Genomic DNA, 19,519 nt, shown 5'->3' with positions numbered 1-19,519 from the left:
CCAAAGGTCGGGAGAAACCAAATGATCCAGATGCAGACCAATCTGGATGTGGCTGACAACTCTGGCGCGCGCCGGGTTCAGTGCATCAAGGTTCTGGGTGGCTCGCATCGCCGCTATGCTTCCGTGGGCGACATCATCGTGGTGTCGGTCAAGGAGGCCATTCCGCGTGGCCGTGTGAAGAAGGGCGACGTCCGCAAGGCCGTTGTCGTGCGCACCGCCAAGGAAGTTCGCCGTGAAGACGGCACCACCATCCGTTTCGATCGCAATGCCGCCGTCATCCTGAACAACCAGGGCGAACCGGTCGGCACGCGCATCTTCGGGCCGGTGGTGCGTGAATTGCGCGCCAAGAACTTCATGAAAATCATCTCGCTGGCTCCGGAGGTGCTCTGATGGCCGCAAAGCTGAAAAAAGGCGACAAGGTCGTCGTTCTTGCCGGCAAGGACAAGGACAAGCAGGGCGAGATCGTCTCGGTCAACCCCAGCGCCAACAAGGCCGTGGTTGAGGGCGTGAACATCGCCATCCGTCACACCAAGCAAAGCCAGCAAAGCCAGGGCGGCCGCATCCCGAAAGCGATGCCGATTGATCTGTCGAACCTGGCGCTGATTGACGCCAACGGCAAGGCGACCCGCGTCGGCTTCCGTTTCGAGGGCGACAAGAAAGTGCGCTTTGCCAAGACCACCGGGGAGGCGATCTGATGCTTGACAAGACCGCCTATACCCCGCGGCTGAAGACCGACTACAAGGACCGCGTGCGCGCCGCCCTGAAGACGGAATTCAGCTATACCAACGACATGCAGATCCCGCGTCTGGACAAGATCGTGATCAACATGGGCGTCGGCGAGGCCGTGAAGGACACCAAGAAGGTGAAAGCCGCGGCCGAGGAACTGACGCTGATCGCCGGCCAGAAAGCCGTGATCACCCATGCCAAGAAGTCGATCGCCGGCTTCCGCGTGCGCGAGGAAATGCCGCTGGGCTGCAAGGTCACGCTGCGTGGCGACCGCATGTATGAATTCCTTGACCGTCTGATCACCGTGGCTCTGCCCCGCGTCCGCGACTTCCGCGGCGTCAAAGGCACCTCGTTCGACGGTCGCGGCAATTACGCGATGGGCCTGAAGGAACAGATCGTGTTCCCCGAGATCGAATTCGACAAGGTCGATGAAGTGCTCGGCATGGACATCATCATTTGCACCACCGCGAAGACCGACGCGGAAGCCAAGGCGCTGTTGAAGCAATTCAACATGCCCTTCACCAGCTGATCGCGGGAGGAAAAGAAGATATGGCGAAGAAATCCATGATCGAACGCGAACTGAAGCGTCAACACCTTGTGAAGGTCTATGCTTCCAAGCGTGCCACGCTGAAGGGGATCGCGCGCAACCAGGACCTGCCGATGGAGGAGCGTTTCAAGGCGCAACTCAAGCTGGCCGGTCTGCCCCGCAATTCGGCTGCGTCCCGGCTGCACAACCGCTGCCAACTGACCGGTCGTCCGCATGCGTATTATCGCAAGCTCAAACTTTCGCGCATCATGCTGCGTGACCTGGCCTCGTTCGGCCAGATCCCCGGCATGGTCAAGTCCAGCTGGTAAGGAGATCGGGATATGATGATGAACGATCCCCTCGGCGATATGCTGACCCGCATCCGCAACGCGCAGATGCGCGGCAAGTCCACTGTCAAGACGCCGGCCTCGAAGCTGCGCGCCTGGGTGCTGGATGTGCTGGCGGCGGAAGGCTACATTCGCGGCTACGAGAAGGCCACGACCGACAACGGTCAGGGCGAAATCACGATCAGCCTGAAATACTTTGAAGGCACGCCGGTCATTCGTGAACTGAAGCGTGTCTCGAAGCCCGGGCGTCGGGTCTACATGGGCGTGCAGGATATTCCTGTGGTCCGGAACGGCCTTGGCGTTTCCATTGTGTCGACGCCGAAAGGTGTCATGTCCGATGCAGCTGCACGCTCTGCCAATGTTGGCGGCGAAGTGCTCTGCACCGTGTTCTGAGGAGGGTATAATGTCTCGTATCGGCAAAAAACCCGTTCCGCTGCCGCAAGGCGTGTCGGCCTCGATCAGCGGTCAGTCCGTCGAAGTGAAGGGGCCGAAAGGCACCCGCAGCTTCCACGCGACCGACGACGTGACGCTGACCCTGGAAGACGGATCGGTGAAGGTGACCCCGCGCGGCACGTCCAAACGGGCGCGCCAGCAATGGGGCATGGTGCGCAGCCAGGTCGAGAACCTGGTGACGGGCGTCACGGTCGGCTTCAAGAAAGAGCTGGAGATTCAAGGCGTTGGTTACCGCGCTGCGATGGCTGGCAATGTGTTGAAACTGTCGCTCGGCTACAGCCATGATGTGAACTTCGAAGTGCCCGACGGTGTGACCGTCGCCACCCCGAAGCAAACCGAAATCACTGTGGAAGGCATTGACCAGCAGCTTGTTGGTCAGGTCGCCGCGAACATCCGCGAATGGCGCAAGCCCGAGCCCTACAAGGGCAAAGGCATCCGCTACAAGGGTGAGTTCGTGTTCCGCAAGGAAGGCAAGAAGAAGTAAGGGGCGAGAGAAATGGCGAACAACAAGCGAGAGCTGTTCCTCAAGCGCCGTCAGCGCGTGCGGAACAAGATCAAGGCGATGGCCAACGGGCGTGCGCGCCTGTCGGTGCACCGTTCGAACAAGAACATCAGCGTGCAGCTGATCGACGACGTGAACGGCGTGACGCTGGCCGCGGCCTCGACCCTCGAAAAGGATCTGGGCTTCCTGGGCAAGAACAACGTCGAAGCCGCGACCAAGGTCGGGGCTGTGATCGCCGAGCGGGCGAAGGCAGCGGGCATCGACGCCTGCTATTTCGACCGCGGTGGTTTCCTCTTTCACGGCAAGATCAAGGCTTTGGCCGAGGCTGCCCGTGAAGGCGGCCTGAAGTTCTAAGGAGACGATGATGGCAGAACGTGAACCCCGCCGGGAACGCCGCGACGACCGTGCGCCGCGCGAAGAAACCCCGGAATTCGCCGATCGTCTCGTGGCGATCAACCGCGTGTCGAAAACCGTGAAAGGCGGCAAGCGCTTCGGCTTTGCAGCCCTGGTGGTTGTCGGCGATCAGCGCGGCCGTGTCGGCTATGGCAAGGGCAAGGCGAAAGAAGTGCCCGAAGCGATCCGCAAGGCCACCGAACAGGCGAAACGGCAGATGATCCGTGTCGCGCTGCGCGATGGCCGCACGCTGCACCACGACATGGAAGGCCGCCATGGTGCGGGCAAGGTCGTGATGCGCACTGCCGTGGCCGGCACCGGCATCATCGCCGGTGGCCCGATGCGCGCCGTGTTCGAGATGTTGGGGCTGCAGGACGTGGTGGCGAAATCCATCGGTTCCTCGAACCCCTACAACATGATCCGCGCCACCATCGACGGCTTGAAGCAGGAAACCAGCCCCCGTCAGGTCGCGCAGCGTCGCGGCAAGAAGGTTGCCGAGATCCTGCGCAAGCCCGAAGCCGAAACCGTGGAGGCCTGAGCATGACCGACACCGTCAAGAAAACCATCGTGGTCAAGCAGGTGGCCTCGGCCGCCCGCCGTCCGGCCAAGCAGACCGCGACCCTGAAGGGTCTGGGCCTGAACAAGATGAACCGCACCCGCGAGCTGGAAGACACGCCTTCCGTGCGCGGCATGGTCAACAAGATCGCCCACCTGGTGACGATCATCGAAGAGCGCGGGTAAGCCCGCTGAAGGCCGTTCGCGGCCTTCTTTCATCACACCGCGTTTGCCCCGGAAGTCGCTTTCCGGGGCAGTTCCGGTAAAAGGAGAAGCGACATGAAACTGCATGAACTGCACGACAATCCCGGCGCCACCAAGAAGCAGAAGCGCGTGGCGCGTGGTCCGGGCTCGGGCAAGGGCAAGACTGCCGGCCGGGGTATCAAGGGTCAGAAATCCCGCTCGGGCGTGGCCATCGGTGGCTACGAGGGCGGCCAGATGCCGCTGTATCGGCGTCTGCCGAAGCGTGGCTTCAACAAGCCGAACGCCAAGCATTATGCCGTGATCAACCTCGGGCTGATCCAGAAATTCATCACCGAAGGCAAGCTGGACGTCACCGCCCCCATCAGCGAAGACGCGCTGATTGCGGCCGGTCTGACCAAAAGCAAGCTTGACGGTATCCGCGTGCTGAACAAGGGCGCGATCACCGCTGCCGTCACGCTGAACGTCACCGGCGCCTCGGCGGCGGCTGTCGAAGCCGTGGCTGCCGCTGGCGGCACCCTGACCGTCGCCCCGGCGCTTGCGCCGCATGGCAAGTCGGTGCGCAAGGCGCAATAACCGGTTGTGAGCGGTCGCAAGACCGCTTACATAACGGCATGTTTTCCCGCGTCGCCAACCGGAGAACGGTTCGGCGACGCAGTCATGAAAGAGATCGGGCATGGCATCTGCTGCAGAGCAAATGGCGGCGAACCTTAGCTGGGGCGCACTGGGCAAGGCGACAGACCTTCGCCAAAGGATTTTCTTCACCGTCGGCCTGCTGATCGTCTACCGCCTGGGCACCTATATCCCGGTCCCCGGCATTGACGGCACCGCGCTGCGCGAGTTCATGGCGAATGTCGGCGCTGGCATCGGCGGCATACTCAACATGTTCACCGGTGGTGCCATCAGCCGTATGGGCATCTTTGCCCTTGGCATCATGCCCTACATTTCGGCCTCGATCATCGTGCAGTTGATGACTTCGATGCTGCCCGCGCTGGAGCAGTTGAAGAAGGAAGGCGAGCAGGGCCGCAAGAAGATCAACCAATACACCCGCTACGGCACGGTGTTCCTGGCCACGTTCCAGGCCTGGGGCATTGCGATGTCGCTGGAAGCGGGCGATCTGGCGCAGGATCCGGGTCTGTATTTCCGGTTGGCGGTGGTGATTACCCTGGTCGGTGGCACCATGTTCCTGATGTGGCTGGGCGAGCAGATCACCGCCCGCGGCATCGGCAACGGCATCTCGCTGATCATCTTTGTCGGCATCGTCGCGGAAATCCCGCGGGCGCTGGCGCAATTCTTCAGCCAGGGCCGTTCCGGCGCCTTGTCGCCTGCGGTGATCATCGGTGTGCTGGTGATGGTGGTGGCGGTGATTGCCTTCGTGGTGTTCATGGAACGCGCGCTGCGCAAGATCCACATCCAGTATCCGCGCCGCCAGGTCGGCATGAAGGTCTATGACGGCGGCTCGTCGCACCTGCCGATCAAGGTCAACCCGGCGGGCGTCATCCCGGCGATCTTTGCCTCCAGCCTGCTGCTGCTGCCGATTACGGTTTCCACCTTCTCGGGGGCGCAGACCGGGCCGATCATGTCCACGATCCTGGCCTATTTCGGCCCAGGCCAGCCGCTGTATCTGCTGTTCTTCACGGCGATGATCGTGTTCTTCACCTATTTCTATACTGCCAACGTCGCCTTCAAGACCGATGATGTGGCCGAGAACCTGAAGAACCAGAACGGCTTCATTCCGGGCATCCGCCCCGGCAAGGCCACGCAGGAGCATCTGGATTACATCGTCAACCGGGTGCTGGTGCTGGGTTCGGCCTATCTGGCCGCCGTCTGCCTGCTGCCGGAGATTCTGCGCAGCCAGTTCGCGGTGCCGTTCTACTTTGGTGGCACCTCGGTTCTGATCGTGGTGTCGGTGACGATGGACACCATCAACCAGGTGCAGTCGCATCTGCTGGCACATCAATACGAAGGCCTGATCGAGAAGTCGCAACTGCGCGGCAAGAAACGCACGGGGCCGCGCGCTCCGACCCGGCGCTAAGGCCGCAGGCAATGGTGAATATCATCCTTCTGGGGCCGCCGGGGGCGGGCAAGGGCACGCAGGCCAAGCGTCTGGTCGAGGACCGCGGCATGGTGCAGCTTTCCACCGGCGACATGCTGCGCGAGGCGAAATCCTCCGGCTCTGAAATGGGCCGCAAGGTGGCCGAGGTGATGGCGCGTGGCGAGCTGGTCACCGACGAGATCGTGATCGGTCTGATCGGCGAAAAGCTGGCACAGCCGTCGGCTGGAGGTTTCATCTTCGATGGTTTTCCGCGCACCCTGCCGCAGGCGGATGCGCTGGGGGCCTTGCTGGCCAAGCTGGGGCAAAAGCTGGATGCGGTGATCGAGATGCAGGTCGATGACGCCGCTTTGGTGGCGCGCATCACCGGGCGCTACAACTGTGGCGATTGCGGCGCGGTCTATCACGACGTCACCCGGCCCAGCAAAGTGGCGGGGGTTTGCGACGCCTGCGGCAGCACCAATCTTGTGCATCGCGCCGACGACAACGAGGCGGCGCTGCGGCAGCGGCTGATGGAATATTACAAGAAAACCTCGCCGCTGATCGGCTACTACTATGCCAAGCAGCAGCTTTCCTCGGTCGATGGGCTGGCGGAAATGGACGCAGTTGCCGCGGCCATCGCAAAAGTGCTTGACAGATCGAAATAACCCTGCCGCCTGCCTTGACGGGCGGGTGAAAACCCCATAAGTCACGGCGTCCCGCAGGGGAATCGTCCGTTATGGGCGGCCTCGGATTTCGAGGCATTCGAACCGGCAAAGGCCCCGCGCCCGCGACCGGAGTTGTGAAAAAAGGTTCTGGCACTACGGAACCGCAACCAAAAGGAAGACACGTTTGGCACGTATTGCTGGCGTCAACATTCCGACGGGGAAACGCGTCCCCATCGCATTGACCTATATCACCGGGATCGGCCCGCACATCGCGGAACAGATCTGCGAAGCTGTCGGCATCGACCGCGCCCGTCGCGTCAACGACCTGACCGACGCCGAAGTGCTGGCGATCCGCGAGCATATCGACGCCAACCTGACGGTTGAAGGCGATCTGCGGCGCGAAACCGCGATGAACATCAAACGTCTGATGGACCTGGGCTGCTATCGCGGCCTGCGTCATCGCCGCGGCCTGCCGGTTCGCGGTCAGCGCACCCATACCAACGCACGCACGCGCAAGGGCCCCGCAAAGGCCATTGCCGGCAAGAAGAAATAAGGGGCGCAGGACATGGCACGCGACAAGACGCGCATCAAGCGCAAGGAACGCAAGAACATCGCCGCCGGCGTGGCGCATGTGAATTCGTCGTTCAACAACACCAAGATCCTGATTTCCGACGTGCAGGGCAATGCGATTGCCTGGTCGTCCTCGGGGACCATGGGCTTCAAGGGCTCGCGCAAATCGACCCCCTATGCCGCCCAGATGGCCGCCGAAGATGCCGGCCGCAAGGCGCAGGAACACGGCGTGAAAACGTTGGAAGTCGAAGTGCAGGGCCCCGGTTCGGGCCGCGAGTCGGCGCTGCGCGCGCTGGCGGCTGTCGGCTTCAACATCACCTCGATCCGTGATGTGACCCCGATGGCCCACAACGGCTGCCGTCCGCCGAAGCGCCGCCGCGTCTGAGGCCAATTTTCAAGGTCGGGCTGCGCGTTGGCGCGGCCCGATTTTCGCTATTTCTGATCCTCGGGCGTCACCTGCTTAAGGACATGGGCAGATGACTAGTATGGAGGCGACAGCATGATCCACAAGAATTGGGCCGAACTTATCAAGCCAACGCAACTGGTGGTCAAGCCGGGGCCCGACGCCTCGCGCACGGCAACCGTGATCGCCGAACCGCTGGAGCGCGGCTTCGGCCTGACGCTGGGCAACGCGCTGCGCCGCGTGCTGATGTCGTCGCTGCAGGGCGCGGCCATCACCTCGGTGCAAATCGACAACGTGCTGCACGAGTTCTCCTCGGTGGCGGGCGTGCGCGAAGACGTGACCGACATCGTGCTGAACCTGAAGGGCGTGTCGCTGAAGATGGAAGTCGAAGGCCCGAAGCGGCTGTCGATTTCGGCCAAGGGTCCGGGCGTCGTGACCGCGGGCGACATTTCCGAAAGCAACGGCATCGAGGTTCTGAACAAGGACCACGTGATCTGCCACCTCGACGATGGCGCCGACGTGTTCATGGAACTGACGGTCAACACCGGCAAGGGCTATGTTGCCGCCGACAAGAACAAGCCGGAAGATGCGCCGATCGGCCTGATTGCCATCGACGCGATCTACTCGCCGGTCAAGAAAGTCAGCTACGAAGTGCAGCCCACCCGCGAGGGTCAGGTGCTGGACTATGACAAGCTGACGATGAAGATCGAGACCGACGGCAGCCTGACGCCCGATGACGCCGTGGCCTATGCCGCGCGCATCCTGCAGGACCAGCTTTCGGTGTTCGTGAACTTCGACGAGCCGGAATCGGCGCTGCGTCACGATGTCGATGACGGGCTGGAGTTCAACCCGCTGCTCTTGAAGAAGGTGGACGAGCTGGAGCTTTCGGTGCGCTCGGCCAACTGCCTGAAGAACGACAACATCGTCTATATCGGCGACCTGATCCAGAAAACCGAAGCCGAGATGCTGCGCACCCCGAACTTTGGCCGCAAATCCCTGAACGAAATCAAGGAAGTGCTGTCGGGCATGGGGCTGCATCTGGGTATGGACGTGGAAGACTGGCCGCCGGAAAACATCGAAGACCTGGCCAAGCGTTTCGAAGACCAGTTCTAAGGCCAAGGGGGGCGGCAACGCCCCTCCAATGCCCGGATTGCCGGGGAAGACATGGGCATGATGCCCCAAGGTGAGCCACCCATTCGAGGGCGGCCGGACAAAGCAAAACGAACGTAGGAGAACACCATGAACCACGGAGCCGGCTATCGCCGCCTGAACCGCACCCACGAGCACCGCAAGGCGCTGTTTGCCAACATGGCAGGTTCGCTGATCGAGCATGAGCAGATCAAGACCACCTTGCCGAAAGCCAAGGAACTGCGCCCGATCATCGAAAAGCTGATCACGCTGGCCAAGCGCGGCGATCTGCACGCCCGTCGCCAGGCCGCCAGCCAGCTGAAGCAGGACCAGTATGTCGAACGGCTGTTCGCCATCCTCGGGCCGCGCTATGCCACCCGTCAGGGCGGCTATGTGCGGGTGCTGAAAGCGGGCTTCCGCTATGGCGACATGGCGCCGATGGCGATCATCGAATTCGTCGATCGTGACCCGACCGCCAAAGGCGCCGCCGACAAGGCCCGCGTTGCCGCCGCCGAGGCGGTCGAAGCGTAAGGTTTTCCTGACCTGCATGGTTAAAGGCCCGCCTTCTGGCGGGCCTTTTGCAATTGGAACGCCGCAGGTTCACCGCAGAAAAACCGAAATCCGGCAATAGTTTGCGATTCGCGCCAGACCCTATGGCGCAAAACCCCGATGCAATTTATGGTTGCTTCAGAATCGGAACCTATACAAAAAGACATGTCCATAAAGACCGGCCTTGACCTTGAACTGCACCAGCTTTCCCTGCTGGCCCCCCAGGGATATTTCCTGGGCCTGCACATTCGTTTCACCTCGCCGTTGATGACATTTCAGACCTATGATCAGGCTTGGGTCGATCATTACACCGAAAACGGTTTCGTGCTGCGCGACCCGATGATTGCCTGGGGGTTCTCGACCACCGGCAGCATCCGCTGGAGCGACGAAGGTCTGCTCGACCCGTTCCATCTGTTCGACGAGGCCAGAAAATTCGGTCTTTGCTATGGGGTCACGGTCGCCTGCGGGCCGATCAATTCCCGCACCATCGGCAGTTTCGCGCGCAAGGACAGGGAGGTGCGGGATGACGAGATCGCAGCACTTTCCCTGATCGTGCACAGATTGCACGACATGACCCAGCCCCCGGAAGAACTGACCAAGGCGCAGATCGAAGCATTGAGATGTATTGCGGGGGGCGACCGTCATGCGGCGGCGGCGGAGAAACTGGGGATTTCGGAAAGCGCGCTGAAGGCGAGAATTTCCTCGGCGCGCATCCGGCTGATGGCGCGCACCACGGCTGAGGCCATTCAACGCGCCAAGGATTACCGGCTGATCTGACCGTAACCCCTCCGTAAGGTTTTGTTGTTACCAACCCTGCAGGAGGCACATATGCAGACCACCACCCTTTCTTTCGCCAACATGCACAATCATGGCGAGTTATTCGCCAATATGCTGCGCGCCCGGCGCGAATTGTTCATCGTCCTGAACAAATGGGCGCTGCCCGAAGCCATGGGCATGGAGTTTGACCAGTATGACACCCCGGCCAGCCGCTGGATCGTGGTGCATGACGAGGAAGGCCGCGTTATGGCCGGCAACCGGCTGACGCCCACCACCGCCAAATGCGGCATCTACAGCTACATGATCCGCGACGCGCAGCGCGGGCTGCTGGATACCATTCCGGCGCATCTGCTGTATGCCGAGGCGCCGGTGTCCGACACCATCTGGGAAAGCTCGCGGCTGTTCGTGTCGCATGACGTGCCGGCACATCTGCGCCGCCGGGTGCATGCGACGCTGATCAGCGAGATTGCGGTGGCGTCGCGGGCGCTGGGGGCGACGCAATGCCTGACGCTCTTGAACGCCAACTGGCCGCGTTGGGCGGCGCGGGTCGGCGTCGGCATGAAGGCGATGGGCCCGGTGATGGAGATCGAGGGCATCGACAATCAGGTGGTGGCGATGGATTTCGCAGCACAACTGCACTGACGCGCTTTGGGTTGTCTGACCGCCACCGATCCCCGATATTGGTGGCGGAAACAGCCTTTCGGAGGTGTGATGCGTTTGCCGCTGCTGGCCCTTGCCGGGCCGTTCCTTGCCTTGGTGCTGGCGGTTCCTGCCGCCGGCGAAACCGCCGTTCCGGGCGGGCAGGCTGAGATCACGCTCAGCTTTGCCCCGGTGGTCCGTCAGGCCACCCCGGCGGTGGTCAACATCTACGCCACCGTCTTGGTGGCCGACCGCTCCAGCCCCTTCGCGGGCGATCCGTTTTTCGAGCAGTTCTTCAAGGATTTCGGCCCGGCGACGCCGCGGCTGGAAAACTCGCTGGGGTCCGGGGTGATCGTGGCACCCGACGGGGTGGTGGTGTCGAACTACCATGTGGTGGCGCAGGCCACCGAGATCAGGGTGCAACTGGCCGACCGGCGCGAATACACCGCCCATGTGCTGCTGGCCGATCAGGACAGTGATCTGGCGGTGCTGCAACTGGAAGGCGCTGACGATCTGCCGGCGCTGGCGCTGCGCAATTCCGACGAGGTCGAGGTGGGCGAACTGGTGCTGGCGATCGGCAACCCGTTCGGCGTTGGCCAGACGGTGTCGCTGGGCATCGTGTCGGGGCTGGCGCGGTCGGCGCTGTCGGTGGGCGACGGGCGCGGCTATTTCATCCAGACCGATGCCGCCATCAACCCCGGCAACTCGGGCGGGGCGCTGGTCGATGGCGCGGGGCGGCTGGTGGGCATCAACACCGCCATCCTGACCCGCGGCGGCGGCTCGAACGGCATCGGCTTTGCGATCCCTGCCAATCTGGTGCAGCGGTTTGTCGATCAGGCCCGCGACGGCCAGACCCGGTTTCAGCGGCCCTGGGCGGGGATTTCCGGTCAGACCATGGATGCCGCCATTGCCGAGGCGATGGGACTTGCGCGCCCCGAAGGCGTGGTGCTGACCGACCTGCACCCGCTCAGCCCGTTCCGCGCCGCCGGGATGGAAGCGGGCGACGTGCTGCTGAGCCTGGACGGCAAGCCCGCCGACACGCCGCAAGAGGTGGTGTTCCGGCTGGCCGCGATCGGCGTCGGCAAGCAGGTCACGGTAGGCTGGCTGCATGATGGCGACATGCAGGAGGCGGAAGTCACCCTTGCCCTGCCGCCGGACGAGCCGCCGCGCGACACGGTGATGGTGCAGGGCAATGCGGTGCTGCGCGGCCTCACAGTGGCGCGGATCAACCCCGCCGTTATGGCCGAACTGGACCTGCGCGGTGCGGCCGAGGGCGTGGCGGTGCTGGCGGCGGAGGATCTGGCCGCCGAGGTTGGCTTGCAAGCAGGGGATATTCTGATTGCGATCAATGGGTTGAAAGTCACCAGCCCTGCGGATGTGAAAACCGCGCTGGAGGGGCCTTTGCCCCGGCGCTGGCAGATCGTGGTGCAGCGCGGCGATCAGGTGCTGCAATTGCGGTTCCGGGTCTGAGGTGGTGGTTCGGGTTGTGGCGGTGGAGCCTCCGGCGGGGATATTTGTGCAAAGGTGAAGCCGATGCGACAGCACCTTTCGCAAGTCGGCGCATCCGCGTAGGCTGCGGCCATGGCCGATCTGTTCGACAGTGCTGACACACCGCAACCCGTGGCGCCGCGGCCTTTGGCTGATCGTTTGCGCCCCAAGACGCTGGCCGAGGTGATCGGGCAGGGCAAGGTTTTGTCGCCCGAGGGGCCGCTGGGGGCGATGCTGGCGGCGCACAGCCTGTCGTCGCTGATCTTCTGGGGGCCGCCGGGGGTGGGCAAGACCACCATCGCCCGGCTGCTGGCACATGAATCCGACATGGCCTTCGTGCAGATCAGCGCGATCTTCACCGGGGTGCAGGATCTGCGCAAGGTGTTCGAACAGGCGCGGATCCGGCGGGCGAACGGCCAGGGCACCTTGCTGTTCGTTGACGAAATTCACCGCTTCAACAAGGCGCAGCAGGACGGGTTTCTGCCCTATATGGAGGATGGCACCATCCTGCTGGTCGGCGCCACCACCGAAAATCCCAGTTTCGAGCTGAACGCCGCCTTGATGAGCCGGGCGCAGGTGATCGTGCTGGAACGCCTTAGCCTGGACGATCTGGAACGGCTGGCACAGCGCGCCGAGCAGGACATGGGCCGGGCGCTTCCCCTGAAGGCCGAGGCGCGCGAGGCGCTGCTGGAAATGGCCGATGGCGATGGCCGCGCCGCGCTGAACCTGATCGAGCAGGTGGCGGCCTGGAAGCTGGACAAGCCCTTGGACCGCGAGACGCTTTCGAAGCGGCTGATGCGGCGGGCGGCGAAATACGACAAGTCCGGCGAGGAGCATTACAACCTGATCTCGGCGCTGCACAAATCGGTGCGGGGGTCGGACCCGGATGCAGCACTTTATTGGTTCGCGCGGATGCTGGAGGGTGGCGAAGACCCGCGGTTTCTGGCCCGCCGCATCACCCGCATGGCGGTGGAGGACATCGGTCTGGCCGATCCGCAGGCGGTCGAGGTCTGCTTGCAGGGCTGGCAGACCTATGAACGGCTGGGCTCGCCAGAGGGTGAGTTGGCGCTGGCGCAGGCGGTGGTCTATCTGGCTCTCGCGCCCAAGTCGAACGCGGTTTACACCGCCTACAAGGCGGCGCGGGCGGCGGCGCGGTCCACCGGGTCGGAACCGCCACCGCGGCATATCCTGAACGCGCCGACCAAGCTGATGAAGGACATCGGTTACGGCGACGGCTACGCCTATGACCATGATGCCGAGGATGGCTTTTCCGGTCAGGACTACTTCCCCGAAACCATGAAACGTCCGGTGTATTACCAGCCCGCCGAGCGGGGTTTCGAGCGCGAGTTGAAGAAGCGCATCGACTATTTCGCCAAGCTGCGGGCCAAGCGGCAGGCGCCCTGACCGGCTGCGGTTGACAAAACCGCCCGCGCGGCACATCAGGGCCGGATGATCAACACCCTTCCTCAAGTGGCACTGGGCGGCGCCATTGGCGCGTCCTTGCGCTATGTGACCAATGTGGCGGCGATGCGCGCCTTTGGTCCCGGCTTTCCGATGGCCACCATGCTGGTCAACGTCCTCGGCTCTTTCGCCATGGGCGTGCTGGTGGTGGTGCTGGCACAAAAGGGCGGCACGCGGTTTGCGCCGTTCCTGATGACCGGCATCCTGGGCGGCTTCACCACGTTTTCGGCGTTCTCGCTGGACGCGCTGACGTTGTGGGAACGCGGGCAGGTCGGGTTGGCTGCGGCTTATGTGCTGGGCTCGGTGGCGCTGTCGCTGGCGGCAATCGTGGCCGGGGTCTGGGTCACGCGGGGGATATTTGCATGAGTGCGGTGAAATTGCTGACGGTGTCGGGCGACGAGGGCGAACAGCGGCTGGACCGCTGGTTCAAGCGCCGCTTTCCGCAACTGACCCAAGGCGCGGTGGAAAAGATGTGCCGCACGGGCCAGGTGCGGGTCGATGGTGCGCGGGCCAAGGCCTCGGACCGGGTTGTTCCCGGCATGGAGATCCGGGTGCCGCCGCTGCCCGACAGCGAGGCGCCGTCGCGGCCGCTGCGCGATGGGGTTTCGGCGGCGGATACCAAGATGATCCAGTCCTGCGTGCTGTTCAAGGATGAGCATATCATCGTGTTGAACAAGCCGCCGGGCCTGCCGTCGCAGGGCGGTTCGGGGCAGGGCGACCGGCATGTTGACGGCCTGACCGAGGCGTTGAAGTTCGGCTACAAGGAGCGCCCGAAGCTGGTGCACCGGCTGGACAAGGACACCTCGGGCGTGCTGATTCTCGCGCGCACCGACCGGGTGGCGCGGGCGCTGTCGGAGGCCTTCCGCCATCGCAACACCCGCAAGATTTACTGGGCCCTGGTGGCGGGCGTGCCGCATCCGCGGCAGGGGTCGATCAAATACGCGCTGATGAAGGCGCCGGGCCATGGCCGGGGCGGCGAGGGCGAGAAGATGCTGTGCATCCACCCCGCCAAGACCGCCGATTACCCCGACGCCAAGCGGGCGCAGACCGATTATTTCGTGCTGTGGTTCCTTGGAAGTCGCCTCTCGTGGGTGGCGCTGGAGCCGATCACTGGCCGCACCCACCAGTTGCGCGCCCATATGGCCGAGATGGGGCATCCGATCCTGGGCGACGGCAAGTATGGCGGCGGTGGCGCCGACAATCTGGGCGATGGCTGGGGCGCGCAGGTTGGTGGCGACATTTCCCGCAAGCTGCACCTGCACGCCCGCAGCCTGTCGGTCGAGCACCCCATTACCAAAGCGATGATGACCTTCGTGGCGCAGCTGCCGGAACACATGGCCAAGACCTGGAAAACCTTCGACTGGAACGAGAAAGACGTGCCCGCCGACCCCTTCGTGACCGAGGAAAAATGAGCGGCGGTTGGGTGGCGAAACGGTTCTGGAAGCAGGCTACAGCCGAGCCGGTTGGCGCGGCTTTCACCGTGCGGCTGGACGGGCGGGCGGTGAAAACCCCGGCCAAGACGCTGCTGGAGGTGCCGACGCTGGCGCTGGCGCAGGAAATTGCCGCCGAATGGGATGCGCAGCAGGGCGTGATCAAGCCCGACGCCATGCCCTTCACCCGCATGGCCAATTCGGCGCTGGACAAGGTGGCGCCGCAGTTTGCCGAAGTGGCGGGGCTGATCGCGGCTTACGGGGCCTCGGACCTGATCTGCTACCGCGCCAACGGGCCGGAAAAGCTGCTGGCGCGGCAGGCTGCGGCCTGGGATCCGCTGCTGGCGTGGTCGGCGTCGCTGCTGGAAGCGCCGCTGATCACCACCGCGGGCGTGATGCATGTCGAACAACCGCACGCCAGCATCGCGCGGCTGGCCGCAGAAGTGCAGGCCTGCACGCCGTTCCAACTGGCGGCGCTGCATGATCTGGTGATGATTTCCGGCTCGCTGGTCGGCGGCTTGGCGGTCAGCCGCGGCTGGATGGACGCGCAGACGCTGTGGGATATCTCGCGCGTCGATGAACGCTGGCAGGCCGAGCTTTGGGGCGAGGACGAGGAGGCCGCGCAATCCGAAGGCCTGCGCCATGCCGCCCTGATCCATGCCGGGCGATTCTATGGATTGTGTGGGTGACAATCTTTCGCAATTGCGCCTGCGGCAACAGCATCTTTCCAGATTTCGCCTATATTTCAGTGTGTTTGCACTAATTCCGGCTGCGCGGTTCCTTTCGCTTGACCAAGCAAACCGCTCGTCGGAAACTGCCCTCTGCTGAGGGGGCTCCCCTCCATCAGTTTCGGCCCCGCCAGCGGCGGGGCATCCACAAGAAGACGCCCGAAACGGGCGCCAACTCAGGAAGAGGTACGTATGAAAAAATCTGTATTCCTCGGTACGCTGGCAGTCTCCGGCCTGCTGGCCGGCATGGCAGCCGCCGGCACGCTGGACGACGTGAAGGCGCGCGGTATTCTGAACTGCGGCTCCAACAACGGTCTGACCGGCTTTGCCGCCCCCGATGCCAACGGCAACTACCAGGGCTTCGACGCCGCCCTGTGCAAGGCGATTGCCGCCGCCGTGCTGGGCGACGCGTCCAAGGTCAAATTCGTGCCGCTGACCGGCGAGACCCGCTTTACCGCGCTGGCTTCGGGCGAGGTGGACGTGCTGATCCGCAACTCGACCTGGACCTTCTCGCGCGATACCGACCTGAAGTTCGATTTCGTGGCGGTCAACTACTATGACGGCCAGGGCTTCATGGTGAAGAAAGAGCTTGGGGTTTCCTCGGCCAAGGAACTGGATGGCGCGACCGTCTGCATCCAGACCGGCACCACGACCGAGCTGAACCTGGCCGACTTCTTCAAGTCGAACAACATGAGCTACACGCCGGTGACCATCGCCGACGACAGCGAAGGCCAGCGCCAGTATGTCGCCGGGGCCTGCGACGCCTACACCACCGACGCCTCGGGTCTGGCCGCGGTGCGCGCCACGCTGCCGGATGCGGAAAACCACATCATCCTGCCGGAGATCATCTCGAAAGAGCCGCTGGGGCCGGTTGTGCGCCATGGCGACAACAACTGGGGCGATATCGTGCGCTGGACCTATTACGCGCTGGTCTCGGCCGAGGAAAACGGCATAACCGCCGCCAATGTCGAGGAAACCGCTTCCACCACCACCAACCCGGAAATCAAGCGCCTGCTGGGCGCCAGCGATGACAATCTGGGTGCGATGATGGGCTTGGACAAGGAATGGGCCAAGCGCGCCATCGCAGCCCAAGGCAACTATGGCGAGATTTTCGCCGCCAACCTGGGCGAATCCACCTCGATCGGCCTGGCCCGCGGCCTGAACGCGCTGTGGACCCAAGGCGGGCTGCAATACGCCCCGCCGTTCCGGTGATCTGATCCCGAAACGGGCGCGCTGCAACGGCGCGCCCGTTTTTTCCTTTGACGTAAAGACGACCTGAACCACATGGGGCAAAAGACCCCTGTTTTCCGGCAGGTTCCGGGATCATGGGCAGGCGCAGGGGGTAGACCAATGGCGATGGCCAGCGACGCGCCGAAAGGCGGCTTTCGGCCCAGTATGCTTATCTATGACACGCGGTATCGCGCGATCACCATTCAGGTCATCGTGCTGATTCTGGTGCTGCTTTGCGTCAGTTGGCTGGTTCACAACACCATGGTCAACCTGGCCGCCAAGGACAAGGACATCAACTTCGGCTTCCTGTGGAACCGCGCCGGTTACGACATCGACCAGCAGTTGATCCCCTATACCAACGACAGCAGCCATGGCCGCGCCGCGGTCGTCGGGCTGCTCAATACGCTGGTGGTGGCGGGGCTGGCCTGTGTGCTGGCGACGGTGATCGGGGTGTTCGTCGGCATCCTGCGGCTGTCGAAGAACTGGCTGGTTGGCCGCCTGATGACCGTTTACATCGAGGTGTTCCGCAACGTGCCGGTGTTGCTGTGGATTTTCGTGGCCGCCACCATCCTGTCGGAAACCATGCCCGAGCCGAAGGATTTCAAGGTCACCGATGCGATGATCGCGGCGGGGCAGGCGCCCAAGGCCGCGATGCTGTTCGACGGTGCGGTGGCGCTGACCAACCGCGGCACCAACATCCCCGCACCGCTGCTGTCGCGACCGCTGGGCAGCCTTGATCTGGGGCTGATCACGTTGAACTTCAGCTTTCTGGCGATGCTGGCGGTGATCATCGGCAGCGTGCTGGTGCATCGCCTGCTGCTGCGCCGCGCCCGTGCGGTGCAAGAGGCGACCGGGGTGCGCCCGGCCACCTGGTGGAAAAGTCTGATCGTGCTGGTGGTGCCCTTCGTCGCCCTGCTGTTCGCGCTGGGCTTCCATCTGGACTACCCGGTGTTCAAGGGCTTCAACTTCAAGGGCGGCATCAACCTTGCACATTCCTTCACAGCACTGCTGCTGGCCCTGTCGCTGTATTCTGCCACCTACATCGCCGAAAACGTCCGTGCGGGCGTGATGGCGGTGTCGCATGGCCAGACCGAGGCCGCCTTTGCGCTGGGCCTGCGCCCGAGCCGCACCACGCGACTGATCATCCTGCCGCAGGCGCTGCGGGTAATCGTGCCGCCGCTGATCTCGCAATACCTCAGCATCACCAAGAACACCTCGCTGGGCATCGCGGTCAGCTATCTGGACCTGCGCGGCACGCTGGGCGGCATCACCCTGAACCAGACCGGGCGCGAGCTGGAGTGCATGTTGCTGATGATGCTGATCTATCTGATCATCAGCCTGATCATTTCGGCGGTGATGAACGTCTATAACAGTTCCGTCAAGCTGAAGGAGCGCTAGGATGACCGAGCCTTCCTATCTGCGCGACACCGTGTTGCCGCAACTGCCGCCGCCCTTGGTGGATCGCGGCATCATCAAGTGGATCCGCGAAAACCTGTTCTCGGGCGTGCTGAACACCTTCCTGACGCTGGCGGGGCTGGCGGCGGTGTGGTGGCTGCTGGCGGCCTCGCTGCCGTGGTTCCTGCACGGGGTCTGGGATGCCAACTCGCTGGGCGAATGTCGCAGCATCATCGCCGCCGAGTTCGGCGAGGGGGCGCAGGGCGCCTGCTGGGCCATGCTGCGCGAGCGCTGGCACCAGTTCATCTTCGGCTTCTACCCGCCCGAGGCTTACTGGCGGGTCGGGCTGGCCTTCGTTCTGCTGTTCGTGGCGCTGGCGCCAGTGCTGTTTACCGAAGTGCCGCGGCTGCTGCTGTGGGGCACGGTGATCTACCCGGCGCTGGGCTACTGGCTGCTGTGGGGTGGGTCGATCTGGGGGCCGGTGGTGGCGATGGCGGGCTTTGGCTTGCTGGCGCTGGTGTTCAAGTTGCTGCGACCGCTGCTGGGCGTGCCGGTGGCCGGGGGCCTGGGCTTCGTGGCCGCCGTGCTGTGGTGGCTGTTTGCCCAAGGTCCGGTGGCGGGGCTGCTGGCCGGCGTGATGCCCGTCGGGCTGGTGCCGGTGGAATCCGACCGTTTTGGCGGGTTCCTTCTGTCGATCGTGATCGGCGTCACCTCGATTGCCGCCTCGTTGCCGCTGGGCATCCTGCTGGCGCTGGGGCGGCGGTCGGACATGTTTCTGGTGAAAACCCTGTCGGTCGCCTTCATCGAGTTCATCCGCGGCGTGCCGCTGATCACCATGCTGTTCACCGCATCCCTGCTGCTGCAATATTTCCTGCCGCCCGGCACCAGTTTCGACCTGATCCTGCGGGTCGATATTCTGGTGACCATCTTCGCCGCCGCCTATCTGGCCGAAGTGGTGCGTGGCGGCATGGCAGCCCTGCCGCGCGGCCAATACGAGGCCGCCGACGCGCTGGGGCTGGATTACTGGAGCGCCGAACGCCTGATCATCCTGCCGCAGGCGCTGAAGATCTCGATCCCCTCGATCGTCTCGACCTTCATCAGCCTGTTCAAGGACACCACGCTGGTCTCCTTTGTCGGCCTGCTGGACCCGCTGAAGGGCATCAGCACCATCGTGCGGGCCGACATGGCCTGGAAGGGCGTCTATTGGGAGCCCTACCTGTTCGTCGGCGCCGTGTTCTTCGTCCTCTGTTTCAGCATGTCGCGCTATTCGATGTATCTCGAGCGCAAGCTGAAAACCGACCACAAGTAAGGAGCTTTC

At 63.5% G+C, this 19,519-nt stretch carries 26 protein-coding genes; all 26 read left to right on the top strand.

Annotated elements, in window-relative coordinates:
- Positions 1–21 precede the first annotated feature (21 nt).
- The 26 genes from rplN (at position 22) to RSW2DRAFT_RS15480 (ending at position 19,510) form a co-directional block, all read left to right on the top strand.
- A complete protein-coding gene (gene rplN, locus RSW2DRAFT_RS15605; protein ID WP_002722508.1) occupies positions 22–390 on the top strand; it encodes a 50S ribosomal protein L14 in 369 nt (122 codons plus the stop codon).
- Positions 390–695 carry a 50S ribosomal protein L24 gene (gene rplX, locus RSW2DRAFT_RS15600; RefSeq protein WP_008032686.1) on the top strand — a complete coding sequence of 102 codons (306 nt, stop codon included), beginning with the start codon at positions 390–392 and terminating at the stop codon, positions 693–695. The genes rplN and rplX overlap by 1 nt, the downstream gene beginning before the upstream one ends.
- Positions 695–1,255 (top strand): 50S ribosomal protein L5, encoded by a 561-nt coding sequence (gene rplE, locus RSW2DRAFT_RS15595; RefSeq protein ID WP_008032684.1) that lies wholly within the window; start codon positions 695–697, stop codon positions 1,253–1,255. Before rplX ends, rplE begins: the two co-directional genes overlap by 1 nt.
- 20 nt (positions 1,256–1,275) lie before the next feature.
- Positions 1,276–1,581, top strand: a complete 306-nt coding sequence (gene rpsN / locus RSW2DRAFT_RS15590; RefSeq protein ID WP_008032681.1) for a 30S ribosomal protein S14 — start codon at positions 1,276–1,278, stop codon at positions 1,579–1,581.
- A 12-nt stretch (positions 1,582–1,593) separates the two neighbouring features.
- Complete coding sequence (gene rpsH / locus RSW2DRAFT_RS15585; protein ID WP_008032679.1) at positions 1,594–1,992, top strand: 30S ribosomal protein S8; 399 nt, start codon at positions 1,594–1,596, stop codon at positions 1,990–1,992.
- Positions 1,993–2,002: 10 nt separating this feature from the next.
- On the top strand, positions 2,003–2,536 hold the full coding sequence (gene rplF / locus RSW2DRAFT_RS15580; protein WP_008032676.1) for a 50S ribosomal protein L6: 534 nt from the start codon (positions 2,003–2,005) through the stop codon (positions 2,534–2,536).
- Between the two features lie 12 nt (positions 2,537–2,548).
- Positions 2,549–2,908: a 50S ribosomal protein L18 gene (rplR, locus tag RSW2DRAFT_RS15575; RefSeq protein ID WP_008032673.1), complete on the top strand. Its 360-nt coding sequence runs from the start codon at positions 2,549–2,551 to the stop codon at positions 2,906–2,908.
- A 10-nt stretch (positions 2,909–2,918) separates the two neighbouring features.
- A complete protein-coding gene (gene rpsE, locus RSW2DRAFT_RS15570; RefSeq protein WP_008032671.1) occupies positions 2,919–3,485 on the top strand; it encodes a 30S ribosomal protein S5 in 567 nt (188 codons plus the stop codon).
- Between the two features lie 2 nt (positions 3,486–3,487).
- A complete protein-coding gene (rpmD, locus tag RSW2DRAFT_RS15565; RefSeq protein WP_008032668.1) occupies positions 3,488–3,688 on the top strand; it encodes a 50S ribosomal protein L30 in 201 nt (66 codons plus the stop codon).
- 93 nt (positions 3,689–3,781) lie between these two features.
- The gene (gene rplO, locus RSW2DRAFT_RS15560) at positions 3,782–4,279 is read left to right on the top strand and encodes a 50S ribosomal protein L15 (RefSeq protein WP_008032667.1); all 498 of its coding nucleotides are present in this window, start codon (positions 3,782–3,784) and stop codon (positions 4,277–4,279) included.
- A gap of 100 nt (positions 4,280–4,379) precedes the next feature.
- Positions 4,380–5,738, top strand: a complete 1,359-nt coding sequence (secY, locus tag RSW2DRAFT_RS15555; RefSeq protein ID WP_008032665.1) for a preprotein translocase subunit SecY — start codon at positions 4,380–4,382, stop codon at positions 5,736–5,738.
- An 11-nt stretch (positions 5,739–5,749) separates the two neighbouring features.
- On the top strand, positions 5,750–6,403 hold the full coding sequence (locus RSW2DRAFT_RS15550; RefSeq protein WP_008032663.1) for an adenylate kinase: 654 nt from the start codon (positions 5,750–5,752) through the stop codon (positions 6,401–6,403).
- A 184-nt stretch (positions 6,404–6,587) separates the two neighbouring features.
- Complete coding sequence (rpsM, locus tag RSW2DRAFT_RS15545; RefSeq protein ID WP_008032660.1) at positions 6,588–6,956, top strand: 30S ribosomal protein S13; 369 nt, start codon at positions 6,588–6,590, stop codon at positions 6,954–6,956.
- Between the two features lie 12 nt (positions 6,957–6,968).
- Entirely contained in the window at positions 6,969–7,358 is a 390-nt protein-coding gene (gene rpsK, locus RSW2DRAFT_RS15540) for a 30S ribosomal protein S11 (RefSeq protein WP_008032659.1), read from the top strand.
- Positions 7,359–7,472: 114 nt separating this feature from the next.
- The gene (locus RSW2DRAFT_RS15535; protein WP_008032657.1) at positions 7,473–8,489 is read left to right on the top strand and encodes a DNA-directed RNA polymerase subunit alpha; all 1,017 of its coding nucleotides are present in this window, start codon (positions 7,473–7,475) and stop codon (positions 8,487–8,489) included.
- Positions 8,490–8,615: 126 nt separating this feature from the next.
- Positions 8,616–9,035 (top strand): 50S ribosomal protein L17, encoded by a 420-nt coding sequence (gene rplQ / locus RSW2DRAFT_RS15530; protein ID WP_008032656.1) that lies wholly within the window; start codon positions 8,616–8,618, stop codon positions 9,033–9,035.
- Between the two features lie 183 nt (positions 9,036–9,218).
- Entirely contained in the window at positions 9,219–9,830 is a 612-nt protein-coding gene (locus RSW2DRAFT_RS15525) for a helix-turn-helix transcriptional regulator (protein WP_008032655.1), read from the top strand.
- A gap of 51 nt (positions 9,831–9,881) precedes the next feature.
- Positions 9,882–10,472: an acyl-homoserine-lactone synthase gene (locus RSW2DRAFT_RS15520; RefSeq protein WP_008032654.1), complete on the top strand. Its 591-nt coding sequence runs from the start codon at positions 9,882–9,884 to the stop codon at positions 10,470–10,472.
- A 69-nt stretch (positions 10,473–10,541) separates the two neighbouring features.
- On the top strand, positions 10,542–11,939 hold the full coding sequence (locus RSW2DRAFT_RS15515; RefSeq protein ID WP_008032653.1) for a trypsin-like peptidase domain-containing protein: 1,398 nt from the start codon (positions 10,542–10,544) through the stop codon (positions 11,937–11,939).
- Between the two features lie 111 nt (positions 11,940–12,050).
- Complete coding sequence (locus RSW2DRAFT_RS15510; protein WP_008032652.1) at positions 12,051–13,361, top strand: replication-associated recombination protein A; 1,311 nt, start codon at positions 12,051–12,053, stop codon at positions 13,359–13,361.
- 45 nt (positions 13,362–13,406) lie between these two features.
- Complete coding sequence (crcB, locus tag RSW2DRAFT_RS15505; protein WP_008032650.1) at positions 13,407–13,784, top strand: fluoride efflux transporter CrcB; 378 nt, start codon at positions 13,407–13,409, stop codon at positions 13,782–13,784.
- Entirely contained in the window at positions 13,781–14,830 is a 1,050-nt protein-coding gene (locus RSW2DRAFT_RS15500) for an RluA family pseudouridine synthase (RefSeq protein WP_008032649.1), read from the top strand. The genes crcB and RSW2DRAFT_RS15500 overlap by 4 nt, the downstream gene beginning before the upstream one ends.
- On the top strand, positions 14,827–15,537 hold the full coding sequence (locus RSW2DRAFT_RS15495) for an ATP12 family chaperone protein (RefSeq protein ID WP_008032646.1): 711 nt from the start codon (positions 14,827–14,829) through the stop codon (positions 15,535–15,537). Before RSW2DRAFT_RS15500 ends, RSW2DRAFT_RS15495 begins: the two co-directional genes overlap by 4 nt.
- A gap of 231 nt (positions 15,538–15,768) precedes the next feature.
- Entirely contained in the window at positions 15,769–16,788 is a 1,020-nt protein-coding gene (locus RSW2DRAFT_RS15490) for an amino acid ABC transporter substrate-binding protein (RefSeq protein WP_008032645.1), read from the top strand.
- Between the two features lie 138 nt (positions 16,789–16,926).
- Complete coding sequence (locus RSW2DRAFT_RS15485; RefSeq protein WP_008032643.1) at positions 16,927–18,204, top strand: amino acid ABC transporter permease; 1,278 nt, start codon at positions 16,927–16,929, stop codon at positions 18,202–18,204.
- 1 nt (position 18,205) lies between these two features.
- A complete protein-coding gene (locus RSW2DRAFT_RS15480) occupies positions 18,206–19,510 on the top strand; it encodes an amino acid ABC transporter permease (protein WP_008032640.1) in 1,305 nt (434 codons plus the stop codon).
- The last annotated feature ends 9 nt before the right edge of the window (positions 19,511–19,519 follow it).

The organism is Rhodobacter ferrooxidans, from assembly GCF_000176015.1.
Taxonomy (GTDB): domain Bacteria; phylum Pseudomonadota; class Alphaproteobacteria; order Rhodobacterales; family Rhodobacteraceae; genus Pseudorhodobacter_B; species Pseudorhodobacter_B ferrooxidans.
Note: the sequence above shows the minus strand (reverse complement) of the source record. Positions and strands in the feature narration are given on the sequence as shown.